The organism is Nocardia sp. 2TAF39 (assembly GCF_052114905.1).
Classification (GTDB): Bacteria; Actinomycetota; Actinomycetes; order Mycobacteriales; family Mycobacteriaceae; genus Nocardia.
On the sequence record NZ_JBFRFQ010000005.1, the window covers coordinates 137,126 to 156,919 of the forward strand.

At 67.7% G+C, this 19,794-nt stretch carries 18 protein-coding genes; 14 read left to right on the plus strand and 4 right to left on the minus strand.

The window, feature by feature from the left end; all coding sequences use genetic code 11:
• Positions 1 to 219 precede the first annotated feature (219 nt).
• Together miaB and AB4Z47_RS05260 are read left to right on the plus strand one after the other, a co-directional pair.
• Positions 220 to 1,773: a tRNA (N6-isopentenyl adenosine(37)-C2)-methylthiotransferase MiaB gene (gene miaB, locus AB4Z47_RS05255; protein WP_441948249.1), complete on the plus strand. Its 1,554-nt coding sequence runs from the start codon at positions 220 to 222 to the stop codon at positions 1,771 to 1,773.
• Complete coding sequence (locus AB4Z47_RS05260; protein ID WP_441948251.1) at positions 1,770 to 2,498, plus strand: Rv2732c family membrane protein; 729 nt, start codon at positions 1,770 to 1,772, stop codon at positions 2,496 to 2,498. The genes miaB and AB4Z47_RS05260 overlap by 4 nt, the downstream gene beginning before the upstream one ends.
• Positions 2,499 to 2,561: 63 nt before the next feature.
• Here the strand turns inward: AB4Z47_RS05260 and AB4Z47_RS05265 are convergent, their stop codons facing one another.
• The gene (locus AB4Z47_RS05265; protein ID WP_441948253.1) at positions 2,562 to 3,938 is read right to left on the minus strand and encodes a DUF349 domain-containing protein; all 1,377 of its coding nucleotides are present in this window, start codon (positions 3,936 to 3,938) and stop codon (positions 2,562 to 2,564) included.
• Positions 3,939 to 4,168: 230 nt separating this feature from the next.
• Here AB4Z47_RS05265 and AB4Z47_RS05270 point away from each other — a divergent pair, with 230 nt between their 5' ends.
• The 7 genes from AB4Z47_RS05270 to AB4Z47_RS05300 all read left to right on the plus strand — a co-directional run bounded on the left by AB4Z47_RS05270 (position 4,169) and on the right by AB4Z47_RS05300 (position 11,747).
• On the plus strand, positions 4,169 to 4,933 hold the full coding sequence (locus AB4Z47_RS05270) for a hypothetical protein (RefSeq protein ID WP_441948255.1): 765 nt from the start codon (positions 4,169 to 4,171) through the stop codon (positions 4,931 to 4,933).
• Positions 4,930 to 5,859 carry a tRNA (adenosine(37)-N6)-dimethylallyltransferase MiaA gene (gene miaA, locus AB4Z47_RS05275; RefSeq protein ID WP_441948256.1) on the plus strand — a complete coding sequence of 310 codons (930 nt, stop codon included), beginning with the start codon at positions 4,930 to 4,932 and terminating at the stop codon, positions 5,857 to 5,859. The genes AB4Z47_RS05270 and miaA overlap by 4 nt, the downstream gene beginning before the upstream one ends.
• Positions 5,856 to 6,692 (plus strand): TrmH family RNA methyltransferase, encoded by an 837-nt coding sequence (locus AB4Z47_RS05280; RefSeq protein ID WP_441948258.1) that lies wholly within the window; start codon positions 5,856 to 5,858, stop codon positions 6,690 to 6,692. The genes miaA and AB4Z47_RS05280 overlap by 4 nt, the downstream gene beginning before the upstream one ends.
• Positions 6,693 to 6,723: 31 nt before the next feature.
• Positions 6,724 to 7,605, plus strand: coding sequence for a diaminopimelate epimerase (gene dapF, locus AB4Z47_RS05285; RefSeq protein WP_441948314.1), 882 nt, complete (start codon positions 6,724 to 6,726; stop codon positions 7,603 to 7,605).
• Positions 7,606 to 7,780: 175 nt separating this feature from the next.
• Positions 7,781 to 9,229 (plus strand): GTPase HflX, encoded by a 1,449-nt coding sequence (gene hflX / locus AB4Z47_RS05290; RefSeq protein WP_441948315.1) that lies wholly within the window; start codon positions 7,781 to 7,783, stop codon positions 9,227 to 9,229.
• 253 nt (positions 9,230 to 9,482) lie between these two features.
• Positions 9,483 to 10,385, plus strand: coding sequence for a lysophospholipid acyltransferase family protein (locus AB4Z47_RS05295; protein WP_441948259.1), 903 nt, complete (start codon positions 9,483 to 9,485; stop codon positions 10,383 to 10,385).
• A 216-nt stretch (positions 10,386 to 10,601) separates the two neighbouring features.
• Positions 10,602 to 11,747 (plus strand): acyl-CoA dehydrogenase family protein, encoded by a 1,146-nt coding sequence (locus AB4Z47_RS05300; protein ID WP_441948261.1) that lies wholly within the window; start codon positions 10,602 to 10,604, stop codon positions 11,745 to 11,747.
• A gap of 74 nt (positions 11,748 to 11,821) precedes the next feature.
• Here the strand turns inward: AB4Z47_RS05300 and AB4Z47_RS05305 are convergent, their stop codons facing one another.
• From AB4Z47_RS05305 to AB4Z47_RS05315, 3 genes are all read right to left on the minus strand, one after another.
• Entirely contained in the window at positions 11,822 to 12,367 is a 546-nt protein-coding gene (locus AB4Z47_RS05305; protein WP_441948263.1) for an antibiotic biosynthesis monooxygenase, read from the minus strand.
• 396 nt (positions 12,368 to 12,763) lie between these two features.
• Complete coding sequence (locus AB4Z47_RS05310; protein WP_441948264.1) at positions 12,764 to 14,260, minus strand: sensor histidine kinase; 1,497 nt, start codon at positions 14,258 to 14,260, stop codon at positions 12,764 to 12,766.
• Complete coding sequence (locus AB4Z47_RS05315; protein WP_441948266.1) at positions 14,253 to 14,930, minus strand: response regulator; 678 nt, start codon at positions 14,928 to 14,930, stop codon at positions 14,253 to 14,255. The genes AB4Z47_RS05310 and AB4Z47_RS05315 overlap by 8 nt, the downstream gene beginning before the upstream one ends.
• A gap of 120 nt (positions 14,931 to 15,050) precedes the next feature.
• On the opposite strand from AB4Z47_RS05315, the gene AB4Z47_RS05320 reads away from it, so the two are divergent.
• The 5 genes from AB4Z47_RS05320 (at position 15,051) to AB4Z47_RS05340 (ending at position 19,773) form a co-directional block, all read left to right on the plus strand.
• Positions 15,051 to 15,425 carry a PepSY domain-containing protein gene (locus tag AB4Z47_RS05320; protein ID WP_441948267.1) on the plus strand — a complete coding sequence of 125 codons (375 nt, stop codon included), beginning with the start codon at positions 15,051 to 15,053 and terminating at the stop codon, positions 15,423 to 15,425.
• Between the two features lie 230 nt (positions 15,426 to 15,655).
• Complete coding sequence (locus AB4Z47_RS05325) at positions 15,656 to 16,030, plus strand: hydrogenase maturation nickel metallochaperone HypA (RefSeq protein WP_441948269.1); 375 nt, start codon at positions 15,656 to 15,658, stop codon at positions 16,028 to 16,030.
• Positions 15,988 to 16,818, plus strand: coding sequence for a hydrogenase nickel incorporation protein HypB (gene hypB, locus AB4Z47_RS05330; protein WP_441948270.1), 831 nt, complete (start codon positions 15,988 to 15,990; stop codon positions 16,816 to 16,818). The genes AB4Z47_RS05325 and hypB overlap by 43 nt, the downstream gene beginning before the upstream one ends.
• A gap of 91 nt (positions 16,819 to 16,909) precedes the next feature.
• Positions 16,910 to 17,965, plus strand: a complete 1,056-nt coding sequence (locus AB4Z47_RS05335; RefSeq protein ID WP_441948272.1) for a hydrogenase expression protein HypE — start codon at positions 16,910 to 16,912, stop codon at positions 17,963 to 17,965.
• Between the two features lie 11 nt (positions 17,966 to 17,976).
• Positions 17,977 to 19,773 (plus strand): nickel-dependent hydrogenase large subunit, encoded by a 1,797-nt coding sequence (locus AB4Z47_RS05340; RefSeq protein ID WP_441948274.1) that lies wholly within the window; start codon positions 17,977 to 17,979, stop codon positions 19,771 to 19,773.
• The last annotated feature ends 21 nt before the right edge of the window (positions 19,774 to 19,794 follow it).

The following is a 19,794-nucleotide window of genomic DNA, read 5'->3' on the forward strand; positions in this document are numbered from 1 at the left end:
CGGTCGAAGCGTTCCCGGTCGTGTCGGGCGCGGCGGCGTCGTCGGTCATGGTCAATGACCTTAAGCGGATTCTGGAAATTTGCCCGAGTTTCTGCGACACGCCGTCACGCCGCGCCGAATCGACACGTGGCCGTAACTTACGGTTTCCCTACCCAGGCGCCCTGGTTTCTGCGGTGATGCCCACGAAACCCGCCAGACGCGGACCCGTACCCTGGACGGGTGGATTCGATCGGACAGGCAGGGTTGTCTCCGGCGCCCGTCGAGGGCACAGCACGCAGCTACGAGGTCCGTACCTTCGGTTGTCAGATGAACGTGCACGATTCCGAACGCTTATCGGGGTTGCTGGAGGACGCGGGATACGTGAAGGCCGAGCTCGGCGCGACGGCCGATCTCGTCGTCTTCAACACCTGTGCGGTGCGCGAGAACGCCGACAACAAGCTCTACGGCACCCTGGGGCATCTGGCGCCGATCAAGGCGGACCGCCCTGGCATGCAGATCGCCGTCGGCGGCTGCCTGGCCCAGAAGGACCGCGATGTCGTGGTGCGCAAGGCGCCATGGGTGGATGTGGTGTTCGGCACGCACAACATCGGCTCGCTGCCGGTACTGCTGGAGCGGGCGCGGCACAACCAGGAAGCCCAGGTGGAGATCCTGGAGTCGCTGGAGGCTTTCCCGTCCACGCTGCCCGCCAAGCGCGAATCCGCCTACGCGGGTTGGGTGTCGATCTCGGTCGGCTGCAACAACACCTGCACCTTCTGCATCGTGCCTTCGCTGCGCGGCAAGGAGGTCGACCGTCGCCCTGGCGACGTGCTCGCCGAGGTGCAGGCGCTGGTCGATCAGGGCGTGCTCGAGGTGACGTTGCTCGGACAGAACGTGAACTCCTACGGCGCCTCGTTCGCCGACCCCGGCGAGCCCCGCGACCGTGGCGCGTTCGCCAAGCTGTTGCGCGCGTGTGGTGCCATCGAGGGCTTGGAGCGGGTCCGCTTCACCTCACCGCACCCGGCCGAGTTCACCGATGACGTGATCGAGGCGATGGCCCAGACCCCGAACATCTGCCCGCAGCTGCACATGCCGCTGCAATCCGGGTCGGACCGGGTACTCAAAGCCATGCGTCGCTCCTACCGCAAGGCCCGCTATCTCGGGATCATCGACAAGGTGCGTGCCGCGATGCCGCACGCGGCGATCACCACCGACATCATCGTCGGCTTCCCCGGCGAGACCGAGGAGGACTTCCAGGAGACCCTGGACGTGGTCCGGCAGGCGCGCTTCACCAGCGCGTACACCTTCCAGTACTCCAAGCGACCCGGTACACCCGCCGCCGATATGCCCGGCCAGCTGCCAAAGGCCGTCGTGCAGGAGCGCTACGACCGGCTGATCGCGCTGCAGGAGGAGATCTCCCTGACGGGGAATCAAGCGCTGGTCGGTACCGAGGTCGAGCTACTTGTCGCAGCGGGGGCGGGCAAGAAGAACGCCGCGACCGCCAGGATGAGCGGGCGCGCGCGCGACGGCAGGCTGGTGCACTTCCGGCCCGGTGGGACCGCCGAGCCCATCCGCCCCGGCGATCTCGTCACCGTCGACATCACCGAGGCCGCTCCGCACCACCTGATCGCCGACGCCGCGATCAAGACCCACCGCCGCACCCGCGCCGGCGACGCGCACGAGCGCGGCGTCACCCCGAAGACCGAGCCCATCGGCGTCGGTCTCGGCCTGCCCCGCGTCGGCGCGCCCGCCCCGGAACCGGCGGCCGCGGGCTGCTCGACCGGCTGCGGCGGATGAGCACCGGGCCGGAAAAGAACGGCGCCGCGGGAGCCGATTCCGCGTCCGGCGACGAGCGGAGCGCGTCCGCGGGAACCCCGGGGCCGGGCGGGACGACCAACCCCGCGGATGGTCCAGCGAACGACGAACGAAACGAGGACTCGGTGAACTCGGTGGATGGCACAAGCGACTTCGAACAATTCCGCGATGATCTCGATGCCGTCGAGCGGCGGATCGCCGGCGAGATCGACCCCGGCGTGCGCGCCATGGTGGTGGCGGGCGCGGTGTTCCTGTTGCTGCTGTCGCTGGTTCTGCCGCATGCGGGCGCGGCACGTGGATTCGACGTGCTGCTCGGTACCGACGCGGCGCGAATCGAGCACATCGGGCTGCCGTCCCGCGTCTTCGTGTGGTTTCTCGTCGTCTTCGGCATCGGCTTCTCGACGCTGGCGTTGATGACCCGCCGCTGGGTGCTGGCCTGGATCGCGGTCGCGGGCAGCGCTGTCGCGAGCGCGTTCGGCATCTTCTCGATCTGGCACCGCCAGACCCCCGGCCTGGGCAACTACCACGGTGCGGGCCCCGGCGTCGGGCTGATCCTCGGGGCCATCGTCGCGATCGTGCTCACCTTCCACTGGGTGCGCGTGGTGTGGAGCCGCACCGCCCTGCACCTGGCGGCCGAAGAGCAGCGCCGCAACGCCGCCGCGGCCGCGGAGGAGCGCGACCGCCGTCGCCGTTCCGGCGAATCCTGACACGACGAGATCAGATGACGGTGGCCCCTCCCGATCGGGAGGGGCCACCGTCGTTGCCAGGGATCAGCGGTTGCTCACAGCGCCTTCGGCGGCCTCGGCCCATTCGCGCCACTGCTTGGCCTGCTCCAGCGCTTTCTCCGCGTCTCGGGTGTTGCCCGCGGCCTGCGCCTTGGCGGCCTGCTCCTCGAATTGGGCCACCCGCTCGCGGAACTGGGCCGCGCGGGCCATCGCCTCCGGGTCGGTGCGCCGCCACTGCGCATCGACGGCGTCGCGGACGCGCTTCTCGATAGCGCGCAGCTTGCCTTCCAGTTCCTGCATGCGCTCGCGCGGCACCTTGCCGATGGCATCCCACCTGTCCTGCAGCTCGCGCAGCGCGGTGCGGGCGCTGTCCAGGTCGGCGGACGGGTCGATGCGGCCGTAGGCGCGCAGCAGCTCCTCTTTGGCCGTCGCGTTCTGTTCGAACTCGGCGTCACGCTCGGAGACGGCGGCATTGCGGGCGGCGAAGAACACGTCCTGCGCGCTCTTGAAGCGCCGCCACAGTACTTCGTCGGCCTCGCGTGGGGCGCGACCAGCGGCCTTCCATTCGGTGAGCAGATCACGGAAGACGCCCGCGGTGCCTACCCAGTCGGTGGAGCCGGACAGTTCCTCGGCCTGCGCGCACAGCTCTTCCTTGCGGGACTTCGCGGCCGCGCGTTCGCGATCCAGCTCGGCGAAGTGTGCGCCGCGGCGGCGGTTGAACGCCTCGCGCGCCTTGGAGTATCGCTTCCACAGCGCGTCGTCGACTTTGCGGTCCACGCCGCGGATGGACTTCCACTCGTCGAGGATCTCGCGCAACCGATCGCCGGCGGCCTTCCACTGGGTGGACTCGGCAGCGATTTTTTCCGCCTCGGCCGCCAGCGCCTCCTTGCGTTCGGTGTGTTCGTGGCGGGCGCGCTCCTTCTCCTCCTTGGCGTGCGCCGCAGCCTCCTCGGAGTGCTCGGCGATGGCCCGCAAACGCTGGGCGAGCCCATCGATGTCGCCGATGACGGCGGCGGTCGGCAGCGATTCGGCCAGCGTGACGGCGGCGGCCTTTGTCTTGCGTGCGTCCGCGCCCGCGGCCAGTCTCGCCTCCAGCAGGGCGACCTCGGTGGCCAGATCGTCGAACCGGCGGCCGAAGTGAGCCAGGCCTTCGGCGGCGTCGCCCGCCTGCCAGGAGCCGACCTGGCGTTCGCCCTCGGCGGTCTTCACCCACGCGGTGCCGTCCTCGTCGACCCGGCCCCACCTGCTGGGATCGGAGACGGTGGGCACGACGACGGGATGCGGATGCTGCTGGGCGGGGCCCGGGGCGGGTTTGACCGCGTGCGGCTTGGGGGGTGGAATCGAGCCGCCGGGTTTCGGGGCACCGGAAGTGCGCGGCATCTTGCCCGGGCCGGTTTTCGCGGTTCCGTTGCTGTCGGTCATTTTTCCTCGTCCCTGCCGCGCGTCACGGCTGCCTGGTTACGCCCTAGCTCATCCCATTGAACCCGGTCCGAGCTCCTGTGACCATCGATCCACGCCTAAATCCGGGGGATTGCAACCCCTGATGACCTGGGTTGTAGCTTCTCGAACACTATCAATCTCGGCGGTGTTTCCGGCAGAGACACTCGAAGCCGGAAAGTACCCGCGGTCTCGGCAACGACTACGGTTACGACGTGTTCTCCATCGCCGCCCTGGTTCCTTCGCCGCCGATCCTGGTGCCCGAGCTGTGTGGCGGCGTGGCGGACGCGTCGGGAATCGACCAACCCGATCCGCGCGCCGTGCTGCGGGCCGTGGTGGTGGACGCGGTGAATGTCCTTGCGGCCGTGACGGGCCGGTGGACGGTGCTCGGTGCGGGCGCCGAGACCGGTGTGCTCGGGCCGGAAACGGTCGGCACATTCCGCGGGTTCGGCGTCGACGTGCGGGTCGGACTCTCCGCCGCCGCGCTCGCCGGCCGGTCCGGGGCCGATCCCTGGCTTCCGCTGCCCGCGCTGATCGCCGGGTGGTTGCGTGGGCGGGTCGCGCCCGAGGCGGTCGCCGAGGCACACATCCTGTCGGCGGACGCGCGACCCGATCGCTGCGCCGAACTGGGGACGAAGCTGCGCGCCGAGCTGGACGCCGACGATGCGCCGCGCGGCGTGCTCGTGGTCGCCGACGGCGCGGCCACCCTGTCCACCAAAGCGCCCGGCTACCTCGACGAACGGGCCGAGGCGGTGCAAAACGAACTCGATCGCGCCCTGACCGCAGGCGACCGCGCCGGAATCCACGCGCTCGACCCGGCGCTGTGCGCCGAACTGGGCCTCTCCGGCCGCCCGGCTCACCAAATGCTGGCCGGGCTGTTCCACACCGATCCGGTGGTCGAGACGCGCTACCGCGACGCGCCGTTCGGTGTCGGCTACCACGTGAGCCTCTGGCGGCCCTCGGGAGAGGACGTCCCGTGACCGGCGCACGCATCCGTCCGATCGCGGTCGTCGGTCCGACCGCCACCGGCAAGTCCGACCTCGCCCTCGACCTGGCCGAACGGCTCGGCGGCGAGATCGTGAACATCGACGCGATGCAGCTTTACCGCGGCATGGACGTCGGCACCGCGAAACTGACGGTCGCGCAGCGGCGCGGCATTCCGCACCACCAGCTCGATGTGCTGGAGGTAACCGATACCGCGTCCGTCGCGGCTTATCAGGCCGCGGCGAGCGCCGACGTCGCCGCGATCATGGACCGAGGGCGGGTGCCGATCATCGTCGGCGGCTCGATGATGTACGTCCAGGCGCTGCTGGACCAGTGGGATTTCCCGGCGACCGATCCGGCCGTGCGGGCGCGCTGGGAGGCGGTGCTCGCCGACGGCGGCGTCGCGTCGGTGCACGCGGCGCTGCGGAAAGCCGATCCGGTGGCCGCGGCTACCATCCTGCCCACCGACGGCCGCCGCCTGGTGCGCGCGCTCGAGGTCGTCGAGCTCACCGGCCGTCCATTCGCCGCATCGGCACCGCGTATCGGACAGCCGCGGTGGGGCACTGTCATCATCGGCGTCGATCGCGAGACCGCGGCCCTGGACGCGCGCATCGAGCAGCGCACCGCCCTGATGTTCGCGGGCGGACTCGTCGAGGAGGTGCGCGGCCTGATCGAGCGCGGCCTCCGCGACGGCGTCACAGCCAGGCGCGCCATCGGCTACGCACAAGTCCTGTCCTATCTGGACAACGAATACGACCTGAGCCACGCGCGGGAACGCACTCTGATCGGCACGCGCCGCTACGTCCGCAGGCAGCGCTCGTGGTTCCGGCGGGATGCCCGGGTGCGCTGGGTGGACGGTGCCGCCCCGGATCTGTTGGCGACGACGCTCGCCCTGCTCGACGAGAAAGAACGGACGCAGTGACCCGACGTGTGAGCACCCGCAACGCCTCGGTCCAGGTGTGGCAGGCCTATCTGAACAACCGGACCAAGCGCCACCGCGACGGCCGGTTCCTGGTCCAGGGGGTTCGACCGATCACCCAGGCCGTCGCCAACGACTGGCCGCTGGAGACGTTGCTCTACCGCCTCGGCGCGCCCGACCTGTCCAGCTGGGCGCGCGAGCTGTTGGACGCCAGCGGAGTGCCGCAGGTCGGCCTGGTGCCGGAGCTGATGGCCGAACTCGGCGAAAAGTCCAGCGGCATACCGGAACTGGTGGCCGTCGCGATGTCCAGACAGCCGGAACTGGAGACCTTCGAACCGGGTGAGCCGGGGGAGGACGCACCGGTGGTCGTGGTGTTCGACCGCCCCAACTCGCCCGGCAATCTCGGCACGCTGATCCGGTCGGCCGACGCCTTCGGCGCCAGCGGCGTCATCGTCACCGGGCACGGTGCCGATCAGTACGACCCGCAGACCGTGCGCGCGTCGACGGGTTCGCTGTTCTCCGTGCCGGTGATTCGTGCCGCCGGACCCGCCCAGGTGCGCGAGTTCCGCGACCGCCAGGTGCTCCGCGGCATTCCGACGCGGATCGTCGGCACCGATGAGAAGGGACCCCGCGCTGCCTACGATCACGATTTCACCGAGGCGACGATCCTCGTCGTCGGCAACGAGACCAGTGGGATGAGCGCGGCCTGGCAGCAGACCTGCGACGACATGGTGCACATCCCGATGGGCGGCACCGCAAGCTCGCTGGGCGCGCCGTCGGCGGCAGCGGTGGCCCTCTACGAAATTTCCCGGCAGCGCCGGACGTTTGCCAAGTGACGACAAGAGGGAGATATCGCACGTGCCGGACATCGAATTCACCAAGGGGCACGGCACCGAGAACGACTTCGTGGTGCTGCCAGACCCACAGGTGGGTCTGGCCCTGACCCCCGAGCGGGTCAGCGCGCTGTGCGATCGCAGGCGTGGGATCGGTGCGGACGGCGTGCTGCGGGTCGCCAGAGCCGGTGCGCTGCGGGCCGCCGGTGTGCTCGAAGAGATCCCGGAGGGTGTCGGCGCCGACGACTGGTTCATGGATTACCGCAATGCCGACGGCTCGATCGCCGAGATGTGCGGCAACGGCGTGCGCGTGTTCGCCCACTACCTGGCGGCGTCGGGACTAGAGACCCGCGACCGCTACGTCGTCGGCAGCCGCGCAGGGGCGCGACCAGTCACCGTGCACGCCGGGGACCTGGTCACGGGTGATGTTACCGTCGGCATGGGGCGGGTGCGCGAACTGGGCGAATCGACCGCGACTGTCGCGGGCTGGGCGATGGCGGGGATCGGCATCGATGTGGGCAACCCGCATCTGGCGTGCGTCGATCCCGGACTGTCGTCGGAAGCCCTCGGCAAGCTCGACCTGACCGTGCCGCCCGGCTTCGATCCCGACCTGTTCCCGCACGGCGTGAACGTCGAGATCGTCACGGCGCTGGACGCCGATCGCTCGGTCGACATGCGGGTGTACGAGCGCGGCGTCGGCGAAACACGCTCGTGCGGAACGGGAACCGTCGCCGCGGCGGCCGCGGCACTGGCCGCCGAAGGCTTCCGGATCGCCGAGGACACCGGCCGGGCGACCGTCCGTGTGCCGGGCGGCGAGGTGACCGTAGGACTGGAGAACGGCACGGCGTGGCTACGCGGACCTTCCGTTCTGGTGGCTACCGGCCGACTCGCCTTCTCCTGGTGGGATGGCATGTGAGCTGCGCGGGTCCGCGAAATAACCGAGTGAACCTGCCGCTGTTTTCTGGCAGCATGGATGGCGTATGAGGAAATCGAAGACGTACCAATTCACCCCGGCGGCCGCGAGCGATGGTGCCGCCGAGGAGTTCGATGACACTGTGACCGGCGATGTCGTCGCCGAGCACGCTGCTCGGATGAACCGCTCCGGCTGGTCTGCCGACCCGACGGTCGGCGAACTGCAGTTGGAGGACCGCAGCTCGCTGCGTCGTGTGGCGGGTCTGTCCACCGAGCTCACCGACATCACCGAGGTCGAGTATCGCCAGCTGCGCCTGGAACGCGTCGTACTGGTCGGTGTCTGGACCACCGGGACCGCCATGCAGGCGGAGGCGAGCATGGCCGAGTTGGCCGCGCTGGCCGAGACCGCGGGCTCCGAGGTGCTCGAGGCGCTGATCCAGCGCCGCGACCGGCCGGACCCAGCCACCTACATCGGCTCCGGCAAGGCCGACGAACTGCGTTCCGTGGTGCTGGAGACCGGTGCGGACACCGTGATCTGCGATGGTGAGCTGACCCCCGCGCAGCTGACCGCGTTGGAGAAGGTGGTCAAGGTGAAGGTGATCGACCGGACCGCCTTGATCCTGGACATCTTCGCCCAGCACGCGACCTCCCGCGAGGGTAAGGCGCAGGTCTCGCTGGCCCAGATGGAGTACATGCTGCCGCGCCTGCGCGGCTGGGGTGAGTCCATGTCCCGTCAGGCCGGCGGCCGCGCGGGCAGCAACGGCGGCGTGGGCCTGCGTGGTCCCGGTGAGACCAAGATCGAAACCGACCGCCGCCGTATTCGCGAGCGAATGGCCAAGCTGCGCCGCGATATTCGTGAGATGAAGACCGCGCGTGACACCATGCGCGCGCGCCGCAACTCCAGCGGCATCCCGTCGGTGGCGATCATCGGCTACACCAACGCAGGCAAGTCGAGCCTGATGAACGCCCTCACCGGCTCCGGCGTGCTGGTGCAGGACGCGCTGTTCGCCACCCTGGACCCGACCACCCGCCGAGCCGGCCTGGATGACGGGCGCGAGGTCGTCTTCACCGACACCGTCGGCTTCGTTCGCCATCTGCCGACCCAACTGGTCGAGGCGTTCCGCTCCACCCTGGAGGAGGTGACCGGCGCCGACCTGCTGCTGCACGTGGTCGACGGCTCCGACGCGCTGCCCGCCGAACAGATCAAAGCGGTCCGCGAAGTGGTGACGGATGTGATCAAGGAATCCGGCGCGCCTGCCCCGCCGGAACTGCTCGTGGTCAACAAGATCGACGCGATCGATCCGATGGAGCGCACCCACCTGCGCGGACTGCTCGCCGACGCCTCGTTCGTGTCGGCCCACACCGGTCTCGGCATCGACGCACTGCGCGCGCGCCTCGCCGAACTGCTCGGTGGGCTGGACGTGGAGATCAGCGTGTTGCTGCCGTACACGCGGGGCGACCTGCTCGCCCGCATCCACGCCGACGGCCGCATCCTGACCTCCGGCCACGAGGAGGGCGGAACCCGCGTTCGTGCCCGCGTCCCGCACGCCCTAGCCGCGGCCCTCTCGGCGTACGCGCACGCGGGAACGGCCGGTGCGCCGGACACCGACGGGCATTCGTCCGGGTAGCGACAAGGTCGCCGGTCTGTCCTGGTGGATCTCGCCGACCGCGCAGGATCTCGTGGGTGGTCTGGGTGGATTCACATCGGGCTCAGGCGCGAGCGGCCGTGCGGATGTCGCGTCAGCCGTTGCCCGCGGAATCGCTACGGGGTCGTCGGTGCGAACGCCCGAACTGGTCGGATGTGTCGGCGGACGACTGGCACGTCGAATGCGACACAGTCGATTTCGTTATATCGTCGACGCATCGACAGCAGGAGGGTACATGTCGTACGACCGCCCCGGATCCGCCGTTTCCGGCGATCGGCATTCCGGTGCCGAGAGCGCCGATCCGGTGCTCAGTGACGGTGCGCCACTGTCAGTTTCGCTGACCGACACCGATCTGCGGGTGCTCGACACCCTGCTGGCGCCGCTGCGCGCGTGGACGAGCCCGCGCTTCTACGGCCTGGAGAACCTTCCCGTCGACGGCCCGGTGCTGCTGGTCGGCAACCACAACCTGATGGGCGGCATCGACGCACCGCTGCTGCTGCCCGAGGTGCTGCGCCGCCGTGGCCGCCTGATCCGCGGCCTGGCCGAGAACGTGCTGATCAATGTCCCCGGACTGCGCCACCTCCTGCACTACTACGGTGCGGTGCGCGGGACCCGGGGCAACTGTCTTGCCCTGCTCCGGCGGGGCGAGGTCGTCATGGTCTTCCCGGGCGGCGGTCGCGAGGCGGTGCGCCGCAAGAACGAGAAGTACCTGCTGAAGTGGGAAGGTCGCACCGGCTTCGCTCGCATGGCCATCGAGGCGGGTGCCCCGATCGTCCCGGTCGCCATGATCGGCGTCGATGACGCTTACGACATCGTCGTCGACGGCGATCATCCGGTTCTGCGCCCACTGCGCTCGACCGTCGAAGCCCTCGGGCTCAGCCCCGATCTCACCCCTCCGCTCATCCGCGGCGTCGGCCCCACCGTTATCCCGCGCCCGGAGCGCTTCTACTTCTCCGTAGGCGCCCCGATCGACCCTGCGCCCTGGCGCGAAGCCGACGACATGCACGCGGCGGCCAAGGAATTGCGCGACGTGGTGCGCAAGGCGCTGGAGGAGGAGATGACGTTCCTCTTCGCCGAACGTGAGCGCGACCAGGGGCGCACCTTGGTCGGTCGTCTGCGTGGTTGGCTGAGCGTCTGAGAACCGGATTCGCAATCATTTCGAGATGACCGGGGTCGGCACCGCGACCTTTGCGTGTTTGCCGAGAATCTCGCTCGACGTTCCGAAGTCACGGCCCCCAGGCCAGGTGAGGGAAGGCTTCGGGCCCAGAAGTGAACACGGATTCCCCTTCCGGGTAGCGTATGTGGCAACGAAGGCCGGTTCGGTCCGGCTGGTGTGGGTCACTAGGAGGTTGGCGTGCAGCGCACACTGTTCGAACCCGAACACGAACTCTTCCGGGAGTCGTACCGCAAGTTTCTCGATCAGCATGTCGCGCCGAACCACATGAAGTGGGAAGAGCAGGGCATCGTCGACCGCGAGGTCTGGCTGGAGGCGGGCAAGCAGGGCTTCCTCGGCATGGCCATGCCGGAGGAGTACGGCGGCGGCGGGGTCGAGGACTTCCGCTACAACGCCATCGTCGCCGAAGAGTCGGTGCGCGGTCAATACTCCGGTCTCGGCTTCGCTCTGCACAACGATGTGATCGCCCCTTACCTGCTGGAGCTGGCCGATGACGAGCAGAAGCAGCGCTGGCTGCCGGGCTTCTGCTCCGGCGAGATCATCACCGCGATCGCGATGACCGAGCCGGGCACCGGTTCGGACCTGCAGGGCATCAAGACCCGCGCGGTGCGCGACGGTGACGACTGGATCCTCAACGGCGCCAAGACTTTCATCACCAACGGCATCAACTCCGACATCGTGATCGTGGTCGCACAGACCGACCCGGACAAGGGCGCCATGGGCTTCAGCCTGCTCGTGGTCGAGCGCGGCATGCCCGGCTTCGAACGCGGCAGAAACCTGGACAAGCTGGGCCTGAAGGCACAGGACACCGCCGAACTGAGCTTCACCGACGTGCGCGTGCCCGGCAAGAACCTGCTCGGCACCGAGGGCATGGGCTTCATCCACCTCATGCGCAACCTGCCCCAGGAGCGCCTGTCGATCGCCGTCATGGCGGCCGCGGCGATGGAGGCCTGCCTGGAGATGACCGTTCAGTACGTCCGCGACCGCAAGGCGTTCGGCAAGCCTATCGGCGCCCTGCAGAACACCCGCTTCGTGCTCGCCGAGCTGGCCACCAAGACCACCGCGGTGCGCCTCATGGTCGACAAGTTCATCGAAATGCTCAACCAGGGTGAGCTCACCGCCGAGGACGCCGCCATGGCCAAGTGGTGGAGCACTGAAGAGCAGCTCGATTTGATCGACCGCTGCCTGCAACTGCACGGCGGCTACGGCTACATGAAGGAATACCCGATCGCCAAGGCCTATATGGACGCCCGCGTCCAGACCATCTATGGCGGCACCACCGAGATCATGAAGGAAATCATCGGTCGCAGCTTGAAACTGGCCTGATAGGAGGCGGTTTCCAAAGAATCAAGACATCCGGCCGGGAAGTCTCCCACTTCGCGGCCGGATGACGGATGATGTCAAGCCATCTCGGGCACGCGCAGATGAGCGAAAGCCAGGTCGAACTCCGCCACCTCGAGCACGTCGGCACCCATCCGCCGGGTCGCCGCGGCCCTGATCTGATCCGCCTTTTCGCGGCTGTTGTCCAGCGCCTCGCGGCTCGCCCAGACCGTCGCACCTACCACTCGGCCGGTTGCCCGGTCGACGAACAGACTGGCGCTGCGGAACCCGTCGATCATCTCGGTCTCCGGCAGCACTCCCACCTTGAAGGTGTCGATCACCTGGTCGATGTTGTCCGGAGCGGTCTGCAGCCACGCGCAGCGAGTGCACGCGCCGTCGCCGGCCGGGTGATCACGGTGCATAACCGCGATTTCCCATTCTTCGACCCGCTCTACCGGGCCGTTGAGCATGTGGGCCAGACCATCACGCAGTGCTTGGGCCCGCCCTCTGCTGGCATGCATCGCCCCCTCGGATTCCCACGCGGTTGTGGCAATGCAGCGCCCTGATGCCCGGTCTGCCATCAACGACAGGCCAACCCACCCCTCGATCTCGGACAGATTCGGCATCACTTCATCGCGGAGGTTTGCGATCCCGTTGTCGATTGATGACGGCTGGGCCGCAATTGTGCTTGAACGTGCGTACACGAGCCACCTCCTGCCCTGGTCAGGGCGGCGCCCCGGTGGCGCCACCGGACATACTCACCATCCTCCAGTGTCGGCGTGCGCGCAATGCCTCATTTCTCGGGCAGATTCTCCGGTTATTCGAACTGGGCGCAAATTTTCTTACTGAAATGCTCTGCCGCGGCGAGCACCTTCTCGAAATGATGAAATATAAAGGCGCGGAAAAGGATCGATGGTTGCGCGTGTATCGGTTCTGTTTCGACAGTGTCGTGATGATTCTGGTTTCTCATATAAGTGATTTCCGCTTCGCGGACTCCTTTGGCAGATGCGTGCAGGGAGCAGTCACACATCGACCGTGGGCAGGGTGACGACGAAGCGGGCGCCGCTGTCGATACCGTCGGTTACGCGGATATCGCCTCCGTGCCGTTCGATGACGTCGCGGACAATGGCGAGGCCGAGTCCTGCACCGCCTTCGTCGCGGCTGCGGGCATCGTCCAGGCGGACGAAACGCTGGAAGATTCGGGCCCGGTCGGCTTCCGGAACGCCGGGACCGTCGTCGGCGACGTCCAGCACGGCGGTGTGATCGCCAGTGTGGTGCAGGCCGACTCGCACGGTGCTGGTCGCGTGCCGCTGGGCGTTGTCGACGAGGTTGCCCAGTAGGCGAGCGAGCTGGAGTCGGCTGCCGGTGACCAAGACGGGGTCGTTCGGCAGAGCGGTGTCGACGGTGATCCGGTCGCCGACCCGATGGGCCAGTTCGTCACGGATCAGTGCGGCCAGGTCGACCCGGTCCGCACGTGGTTGCTCGCCCGCGTCGAGCCGGGCCAGCAGCAACAGATCGGCGGCGAGATGTTCCAGCCGGACGGTGTCTCCGATCACGCCGTCCAGTTCGAGCAGGTGCGGGTGTGCCTGGGCGACCTCGAGTTGGGTGCGCAAGCTGGCGATGGGGCTGCGCAGTTCGTGCGCGGCGTCGGCGATGAAGCGGCGCTGGCGTTCCGCGGAGGCCTCCAAAGCGGCGAGCGTGGCGTTGGTAGTGGTTGCGAGCCTGGCGATTTCGTCGCGCGAGGCGGATTCCGGGACGCGGCGGGAGAGGTCGCCGTCGTCCATGATTTCCGCGAGTTCGGACCGGATCGACTCCACCGGGCGCAGGGCACGGCGGGTGACCAGCCAGGTCACCCCGGCGACCACAGCGAGCAGCGGCGGCAGGCCGATCAGCATGGCTTGCCGCGCGTCGGCTACCGCGCTGTCGGCGGTGTCGAGGGAGACGCCGGCATAGACCGTGGCGGGTTGCCCGCCCGCGGTGGTCGCCGCGACCGCGGCCACCCGGAAGGGGCTTGGTTCGCCCCCGTTCACCGTCAGCCGCACATCACCGAATACGACCTCGGTGGTGGTCGGGTCGTTGGTGGCGGCAGTGGGCGGCCCGTCCTCGTCGTCCTGGTCGTCCTCGTCGTCCTGGTCGCCGTCCACCTCGTTGTCCGGCTCGTCCTCGTCTTCATGGGACGTCGAGTACGGGCCGAAGTCGGCCATGGGCGGTTGGCCGCGGAAGTCGTCGTCGGCCGCCAATACCCGGCGGTCGGCCGAAACAACCTGCACCGGTTGGCTGTCGGCGTCGGGCAGCTTCAACCGGGTGAGGTCGGTGCTCGCCGCGAGCTGGGTGGCCACGTCGCGGGCTGTCGTCTCCGCGTGCAGACTCGCACTCTCGACCAAGTTGTGCCGCAGCACCGCGAGAACCGCCAGCCCGGCAGCGGTCAGGGCCACCGCGACGACGGCGGTGGCCGCGACGGTGGTGCGTGCCCGGACCGAACTCCACCACCCTCGACTGCGTCTCGGTCGATCAACCACGGTCGGCCACCAGCCGGTAGCCCGCGCCGCGGACGGTGGTGATCGATCGGCGATCGAACGGAGCGTCGATCTTGCGGCGCAGCGTGCTGATGTAGACCTCGACGATATTCGGGTCGCCGTCGTAGGCGAAGTCCCAGACATGCTGGAGGATATCGGCTTTCGACACCACCTCCCCGGCGCGCACGGCCAGGTGCTCGAGGACGGCGAACTCCTTCGCGGTGAGTGTCACGTCGTGTGCGCCGCGCCGGCATGTGCGGGTGTTGGGGTCCACGATCAGATCGCCGATGCGCAAAACCTGTGCACCGCCGCGTGTTCGGCGACGCAACAGGGCGCGGATGCGGGCAAGCAGCACCACATAGGAGAACGGCTTGCTGAGGTAGTCGTCGGCGCCGGTGTCCAAGCCTTCGGCCTCGTCGTATTCGCCGTCCTTGGCGGTAAGCATCAGCACGGGTGTCTCATGGCCCGCGTCGCGCAGTGTGGCGCATACCCGGTAGCCGTTCATGCCCGGCAGCATGATGTCGAGGATGATCAGGTCGTAGTCGGTGGTGGTGGCCGAGTGCAGTCCCTCGGTGCCGTCGTGGACGACGTCCACGGCAAATCCCTCGGCGGACAACCCTTTTGCGAGGGCGAGGGCCAGACGCTTCTCGTCTTCCACAATCAGCAGACGCATCCCCCAAGGGTGGCAGACTGTCCCTGAAGCGATCTTCAGGTGGCTTCAGCTCGCCTTCAGCTTCGCTTTGCCACAGTGATGATTCCATTCGAGAGCACCACTCCCGCAGGAGGTTTCACCATGGCAACCGTTCTCCACCGCGCGTTCGCCGGTCTTCGCTGGATCCTCGTCGGCGCCGCCGCCGTGGCCGTCGTCGCCGGCGTGAGCCTCGCCCTCGGGGTCGTCGCCACCGGCGAAAAATTCGGGCACACCGTCTCCTTCTCCGCGACCGCCACGGACTGGTCGTTGATCGCGGATCCCGGAATCACCCGGCAGCAAGCCATCGACAAAGCGGTCGAAGCCGTGCCCGGCGGCCGGACTGAGTCCGCCGAGTTCGACACCGACGGCGCCAGCGCGGTGTGGGAGGTCGAACTCGTCACCCCCGACGGTGTGGAGCACGAGGTGACCATCGACGCGAACAGCGGCAAAGTACTCGCGACCGTCAACCGCGACTGACTCCTGCCGCATGCCGGCGCATCCCCTCGGCGTAGCGGTATGAGCCATCTTCTTCCCACCGGCCGAGATCAGCAGGAGATCATTCGCTGGCGCGAGAGACCGGGCTCCGGCGGCAGGCATGTGCGTCGCACGCCGGATTCTCGGCATTTGCCAGGGTGTCGCTGTTTTCGCACGGCGGGCCTCGGCGCGGGAGTAGCCTCGAAGAGTCCTCTCGAGGAGCGGAGGCCGCGATGCACGAAATGGCTATCACCCAGAGTGTCATCGACGCCGTCTGTGAGCACGCGGCGGGACGGCGGGTGTACTCCGTCACCGTCGAAGTCGGCGCGCTCTGCGCCGTCGTGCCCGGGGCCATGCGGTTCTGCTTCGAACTGGCGGCCGAGGCGACGGTGGCGGCGGGGGCGGAGCTGATCCTCGTGGAAATTCCGGGCGTCGCGGCATGCCGCAGCTGCGGCGCCGAATTCCGGCTCGCCGATCCGATCCCGCTGTGTCCGTGCGGCAGCGCCGATGTGGAGATCCGGTCCGGGCGCGAGCTGCGTATCCGATCGATGGAGGTGAGCGAGAGATGTGCGCAACCTGTGGATGTGGCGACGATGCGGCGGCCGTGATCCGCGTCCCGCACGAGCATCACCACGACGACGGGCACGACCACGCCCACTCGTCCGAGCACGACCATCCACATGGCGCGGACCACGTCCACCTGCCCGCCACCGAGACGGTCAGCCTGGAATTGAAGGTCCTCGCCAAGAACGATGAACTGGCGCGGCGCAACCGGGCCTGGCTGGCCGAGCGCGACATCCTGGCACTCAACATGACCAGTTCCCCTGGTGCGGGCAAGACGACCCTGCTGGAGCGGACCATCCGCGAGTTCGGTCAGACGCCGATCGCGGTGATCGAGGGCGACCAGGCGACGCTGCTGGACGCCGAACGGATCAGGGCGACCGGCTGCCGCGTCGTCCAGATCAACACCGGTGCGGGGTGCCACCTCGATGCCGAGATGATGTATCGCGCGCTGGAGACCCTCGATCCCGGGCCGGGCACGCTGTTGTTCGTCGAGAACGTCGGCAACCTGGTCTGCCCGGCGCTGTTCGATCTCGGCGAGCGCGACAAGGTCGTGATCATCTCGGTGACCGAGGGGACCGACAAGCCGCTGAAGTACCCGCACATGTTCCAGGCGGCGGGCCTGGTGCTCGTCAACAAGATGGACCTGCTGCCCTACGTCGATTTCGACCTCGACAGATGTCGTGCGTACGCCGCCTCGGTACACCCCGGTGTCGAGGTCCTTCCGCTCTCGGTGACCACCGGAGAAGGGCTGTCTCGCTGGTACGACTGGCTCACCGCGCAGCGTCGCCGGTCCGGTGGCGTGGCCTTGAGCAACGTATGGGGCGAGCTCTAAAATGACGTGACAAGGATCACATCGACGGGTGGCCTTCTTCGAGAAAGGTGAGATCGGCTCCCGATGATCCGCTGCGGAAGGTGGCAGTCCGATGCCTACACGAGAAGCAGTACAAGCCGAGGACACATTGATCCACGTTCTCTGGATCAACGCAGGACTCAGTTGTGACGGTGACTCGGTCGCGCTGACCGCGGCCACTCAGCCGAGCGTCGAAGAGATCGCCCTCGGCGCTCTTCCCGGCCTGCCGAAGATCGCCGTGCACTGGCCGCTCATCGATTTCGAGTGCGGCCCGAATGGCGGCGCCGACGATTTCCTGGAGTGGTTCTTCAAGGCCGACCGCGGCGAGATCGATCCGTTCGTGCTGGTGGTGGAGGGCTCGATCCCGAACGAGCAGCTCCACGAGGAGGGCTACTGGTGCGGGTTCGGCAACAATCCCGCCACCGGCCAGCCCATGACGACCAGCGAATGGCTGGACCGTCTCGCGCCCAAGGCGACCGCCGTGGTAGCGGCAGGCACGTGCGCGACCTATGGCGGTATCCACGCGATGGCGGGAAACCCGACCGGCGCGATGGGCGTACCCGACTATCTCGGCTGGGATTGGACGAGCAAAGCAGGCATTCCGATCGTGTGCGTGCCCGGCTGCCCGATCCAGCCGGACAACCTGTCGGAGACGCTCACCTACCTGCTCTACTTGGCGACAGGACAGGCGCCGATGATCCCGCTCGATGAAGCGCTGCGGCCGAAGTGGCTGTTCGGCGCGACCGTGCACGAAGGTTGCGACCGCGCGGGCTACTACGAGCAGGGGGAGTTCGCCACCGAGTACGGTTCGCCGAAATGCATTGTGAAACTGGGTTGTTGGGGCCCGGTGGTCAAGTGCAACGTGCCCAAGCGTGGGTGGATCAACGGCGTGGGCGGCTGCCCGAACGTGGGCGGTATCTGCATCGGCTGCACTATGCCTGGATTCCCCGACAAGTTCATGCCGTTCATGGATGAACCGCCCGGCGGAAAGTTCTCATCCGCCGCGTCGGGGCTCTACGGATCGGTGATCCGCAGCCTCCGTCACATCACCGCCCGCACGGTCGACAAAGAGCCGCACTGGCGGCACAAGGGCCAGAAGCTGGACACCGGCGCGACTCGCACCTGGTAGGAGGGTCTCTGATGGCACAGATCATCCCGGAGCCGTCGCACCGCACGATCGAACCGGACCGTCTCGTCGAGATGGCCTGGGATCCGATCACCCGGATCGTCGGCAGCCTCGGCATCTACACCAAGATCGACTTCGAGAACCGCGAAGTGGTCGAGTGCCACAGCACCTCGTCCATATTCCGTGGCTATTCGATCTTCATGCGCGGCAAGGACCCGCGCGACGCCCACTTCATCACCAGCCGTATCTGCGGTATCTGCGGGGACAACCACGCGACGTGCTCGTGCTACTGCCAGAACATGGCCTATGGCGTTCAGCCGCCGCACCTCGGCGAGTGGATCGTCAACCTCGGCGAGGCCGCCGAGTACATGTTCGACCACAACATCTTCCAGGAGAACCTGGTCGGTGTGGACTTCTGCGAGAAGATGGTCGCGGAGACCAATCCCGGCGTGCTGGCCAGGGCGGAGAACACCGAGGCGCCGCACGCGGGCGACCACGGCTACCGCACGATCGCCGACATCATGCGGGCCCTCAACCCGTTCACCGGCGATTTCTACCGAGAGGCGTTGCAGGTCAGCCGCACCACCCGCGAGATGTTCTGTCTGATGGAAGGCAGGCACGTGCATCCCTCGACGCTGTATCCCGGCGGTGTGGGCACCGTCGCGACGGTTCAGCTGATGACCGACTACATGTCCCGGCTGATGCGCTACGTCGAGTTCATGAAGAAGGTCGTGCCCATGCACGACGACCTGTTCGACTTCTTCTACGAGGCATTGCCCGGCTACGACCAGGTCGGCCTGCGGCGCACGCTGCTGGGCTGCTGGGGCTCGTTCCAGGATCCCGAGGTCTGCAACTTCGAGTACAAGGACATGGAGAACTGGGGCCGCAAGATGTTCGTCACGCCGGGCATCGTGGTGGACGGGAAGCTTCGCACCACCTCCCTGCTGGATATCAACCTCGGCATCCGAATCCATTTGGGCAGTTCGTATTACGAGGACTGGACCGATCAGGAGATGTTCGTGCCGACCGATCCGCTCGGCAACCCGGTGGACCGGCGCCATCCCTGGAACCAGCACACGAATCCCAAGCCGCAGAAGCGCGACCTGGAAGACAAATACAGCTGGGTGATGTCGCCGCGCTGGTTCGACGGCGCCGACCACCTCGCCCTGGACACCGGCGGCGGCCCGCTGGCACGGCTGTGGTCGACGGCGCTGGCCAACCTGGTCGACATCGGCTACGTGAAGGCGACCGGGAACAGCGTGCAGATCAACCTGCCCAAGACCGCGGTCAAAGGCCCGGCCACCTTGGAATGGAAGATTCCCGCGCAGGGCAGCAACACGATCGAACGCAACCGTGCCCGCACCTACTTCCAGGCGTACGCGGCGGCCTGCGCGCTGCACTTCGCGGAGAAAGCCCTCGCGGAGATCAGGGCGGGCCACACCAAGACCTGGGAGAAGTTCGAGGTGCCCGACGAGAGCATCGGCTGCGGTTTCACCGAGGCGGTGCGCGGTGTGCTGTCGCACCACATGGTGATCCGGGACGGGAAGATCGCGAACTATCACCCGTATCCGCCGACGCCATGGAATGCCAGCCCGCGCGACGGCTTCGGTACACCGGGTCCGTATGAGGACGCGGTGCAGGGCCAGCCGATCTTCGAGGAGAACGACCGCGAGCACTTCAAGGGCATCGACATCATGCGCACTGTGCGCAGTTTCGATCCCTGCTTGCCGTGCGGCGTGCACATGTATCTCGGCAACGGACAGACAGTGGAGAAACTGCACTCACCGACTCAGACCCTCACCGGGGAGTGAGCGTCCGGATCCGGCGACGGG

Coding starts and splice junctions, on each gene's coding strand:
- AB4Z47_RS05325 (WP_441948269.1), top strand. CDS start 15,656: ATGCACGAAATGGCTATCACCCAGAGTGTCATCGACGCCGTCTGTGAG.
- hypB (WP_441948270.1), top strand. CDS start 15,988: ATGTGCGCAACCTGTGGATGTGGCGACGATGCGGCGGCCGTGATCCGC.
- AB4Z47_RS05335 (WP_441948272.1), top strand. CDS start 16,910: ATGCCTACACGAGAAGCAGTACAAGCCGAGGACACATTGATCCACGTT.
- hflX (WP_441948315.1), top strand. CDS start 7,781: ATGAACCGCTCCGGCTGGTCTGCCGACCCGACGGTCGGCGAACTGCAG.
- AB4Z47_RS05315 (WP_441948266.1), bottom strand. CDS start 14,930: ATGCGTCTGCTGATTGTGGAAGACGAGAAGCGTCTGGCCCTCGCCCTC.
- AB4Z47_RS05305 (WP_441948263.1), bottom strand. CDS start 12,367: ATGCCGAATCTGTCCGAGATCGAGGGGTGGGTTGGCCTGTCGTTGATG.
- AB4Z47_RS05340 (WP_441948274.1), top strand. CDS start 17,977: ATGGCACAGATCATCCCGGAGCCGTCGCACCGCACGATCGAACCGGAC.
- AB4Z47_RS05265 (WP_441948253.1), bottom strand. CDS start 3,938: ATGACCGACAGCAACGGAACCGCGAAAACCGGCCCGGGCAAGATGCCG.
- AB4Z47_RS05260 (WP_441948251.1), top strand. CDS start 1,770: ATGAGCACCGGGCCGGAAAAGAACGGCGCCGCGGGAGCCGATTCCGCG.
- AB4Z47_RS05320 (WP_441948267.1), top strand. CDS start 15,051: ATGGCAACCGTTCTCCACCGCGCGTTCGCCGGTCTTCGCTGGATCCTC.
- AB4Z47_RS05295 (WP_441948259.1), top strand. CDS start 9,483: ATGTCGTACGACCGCCCCGGATCCGCCGTTTCCGGCGATCGGCATTCC.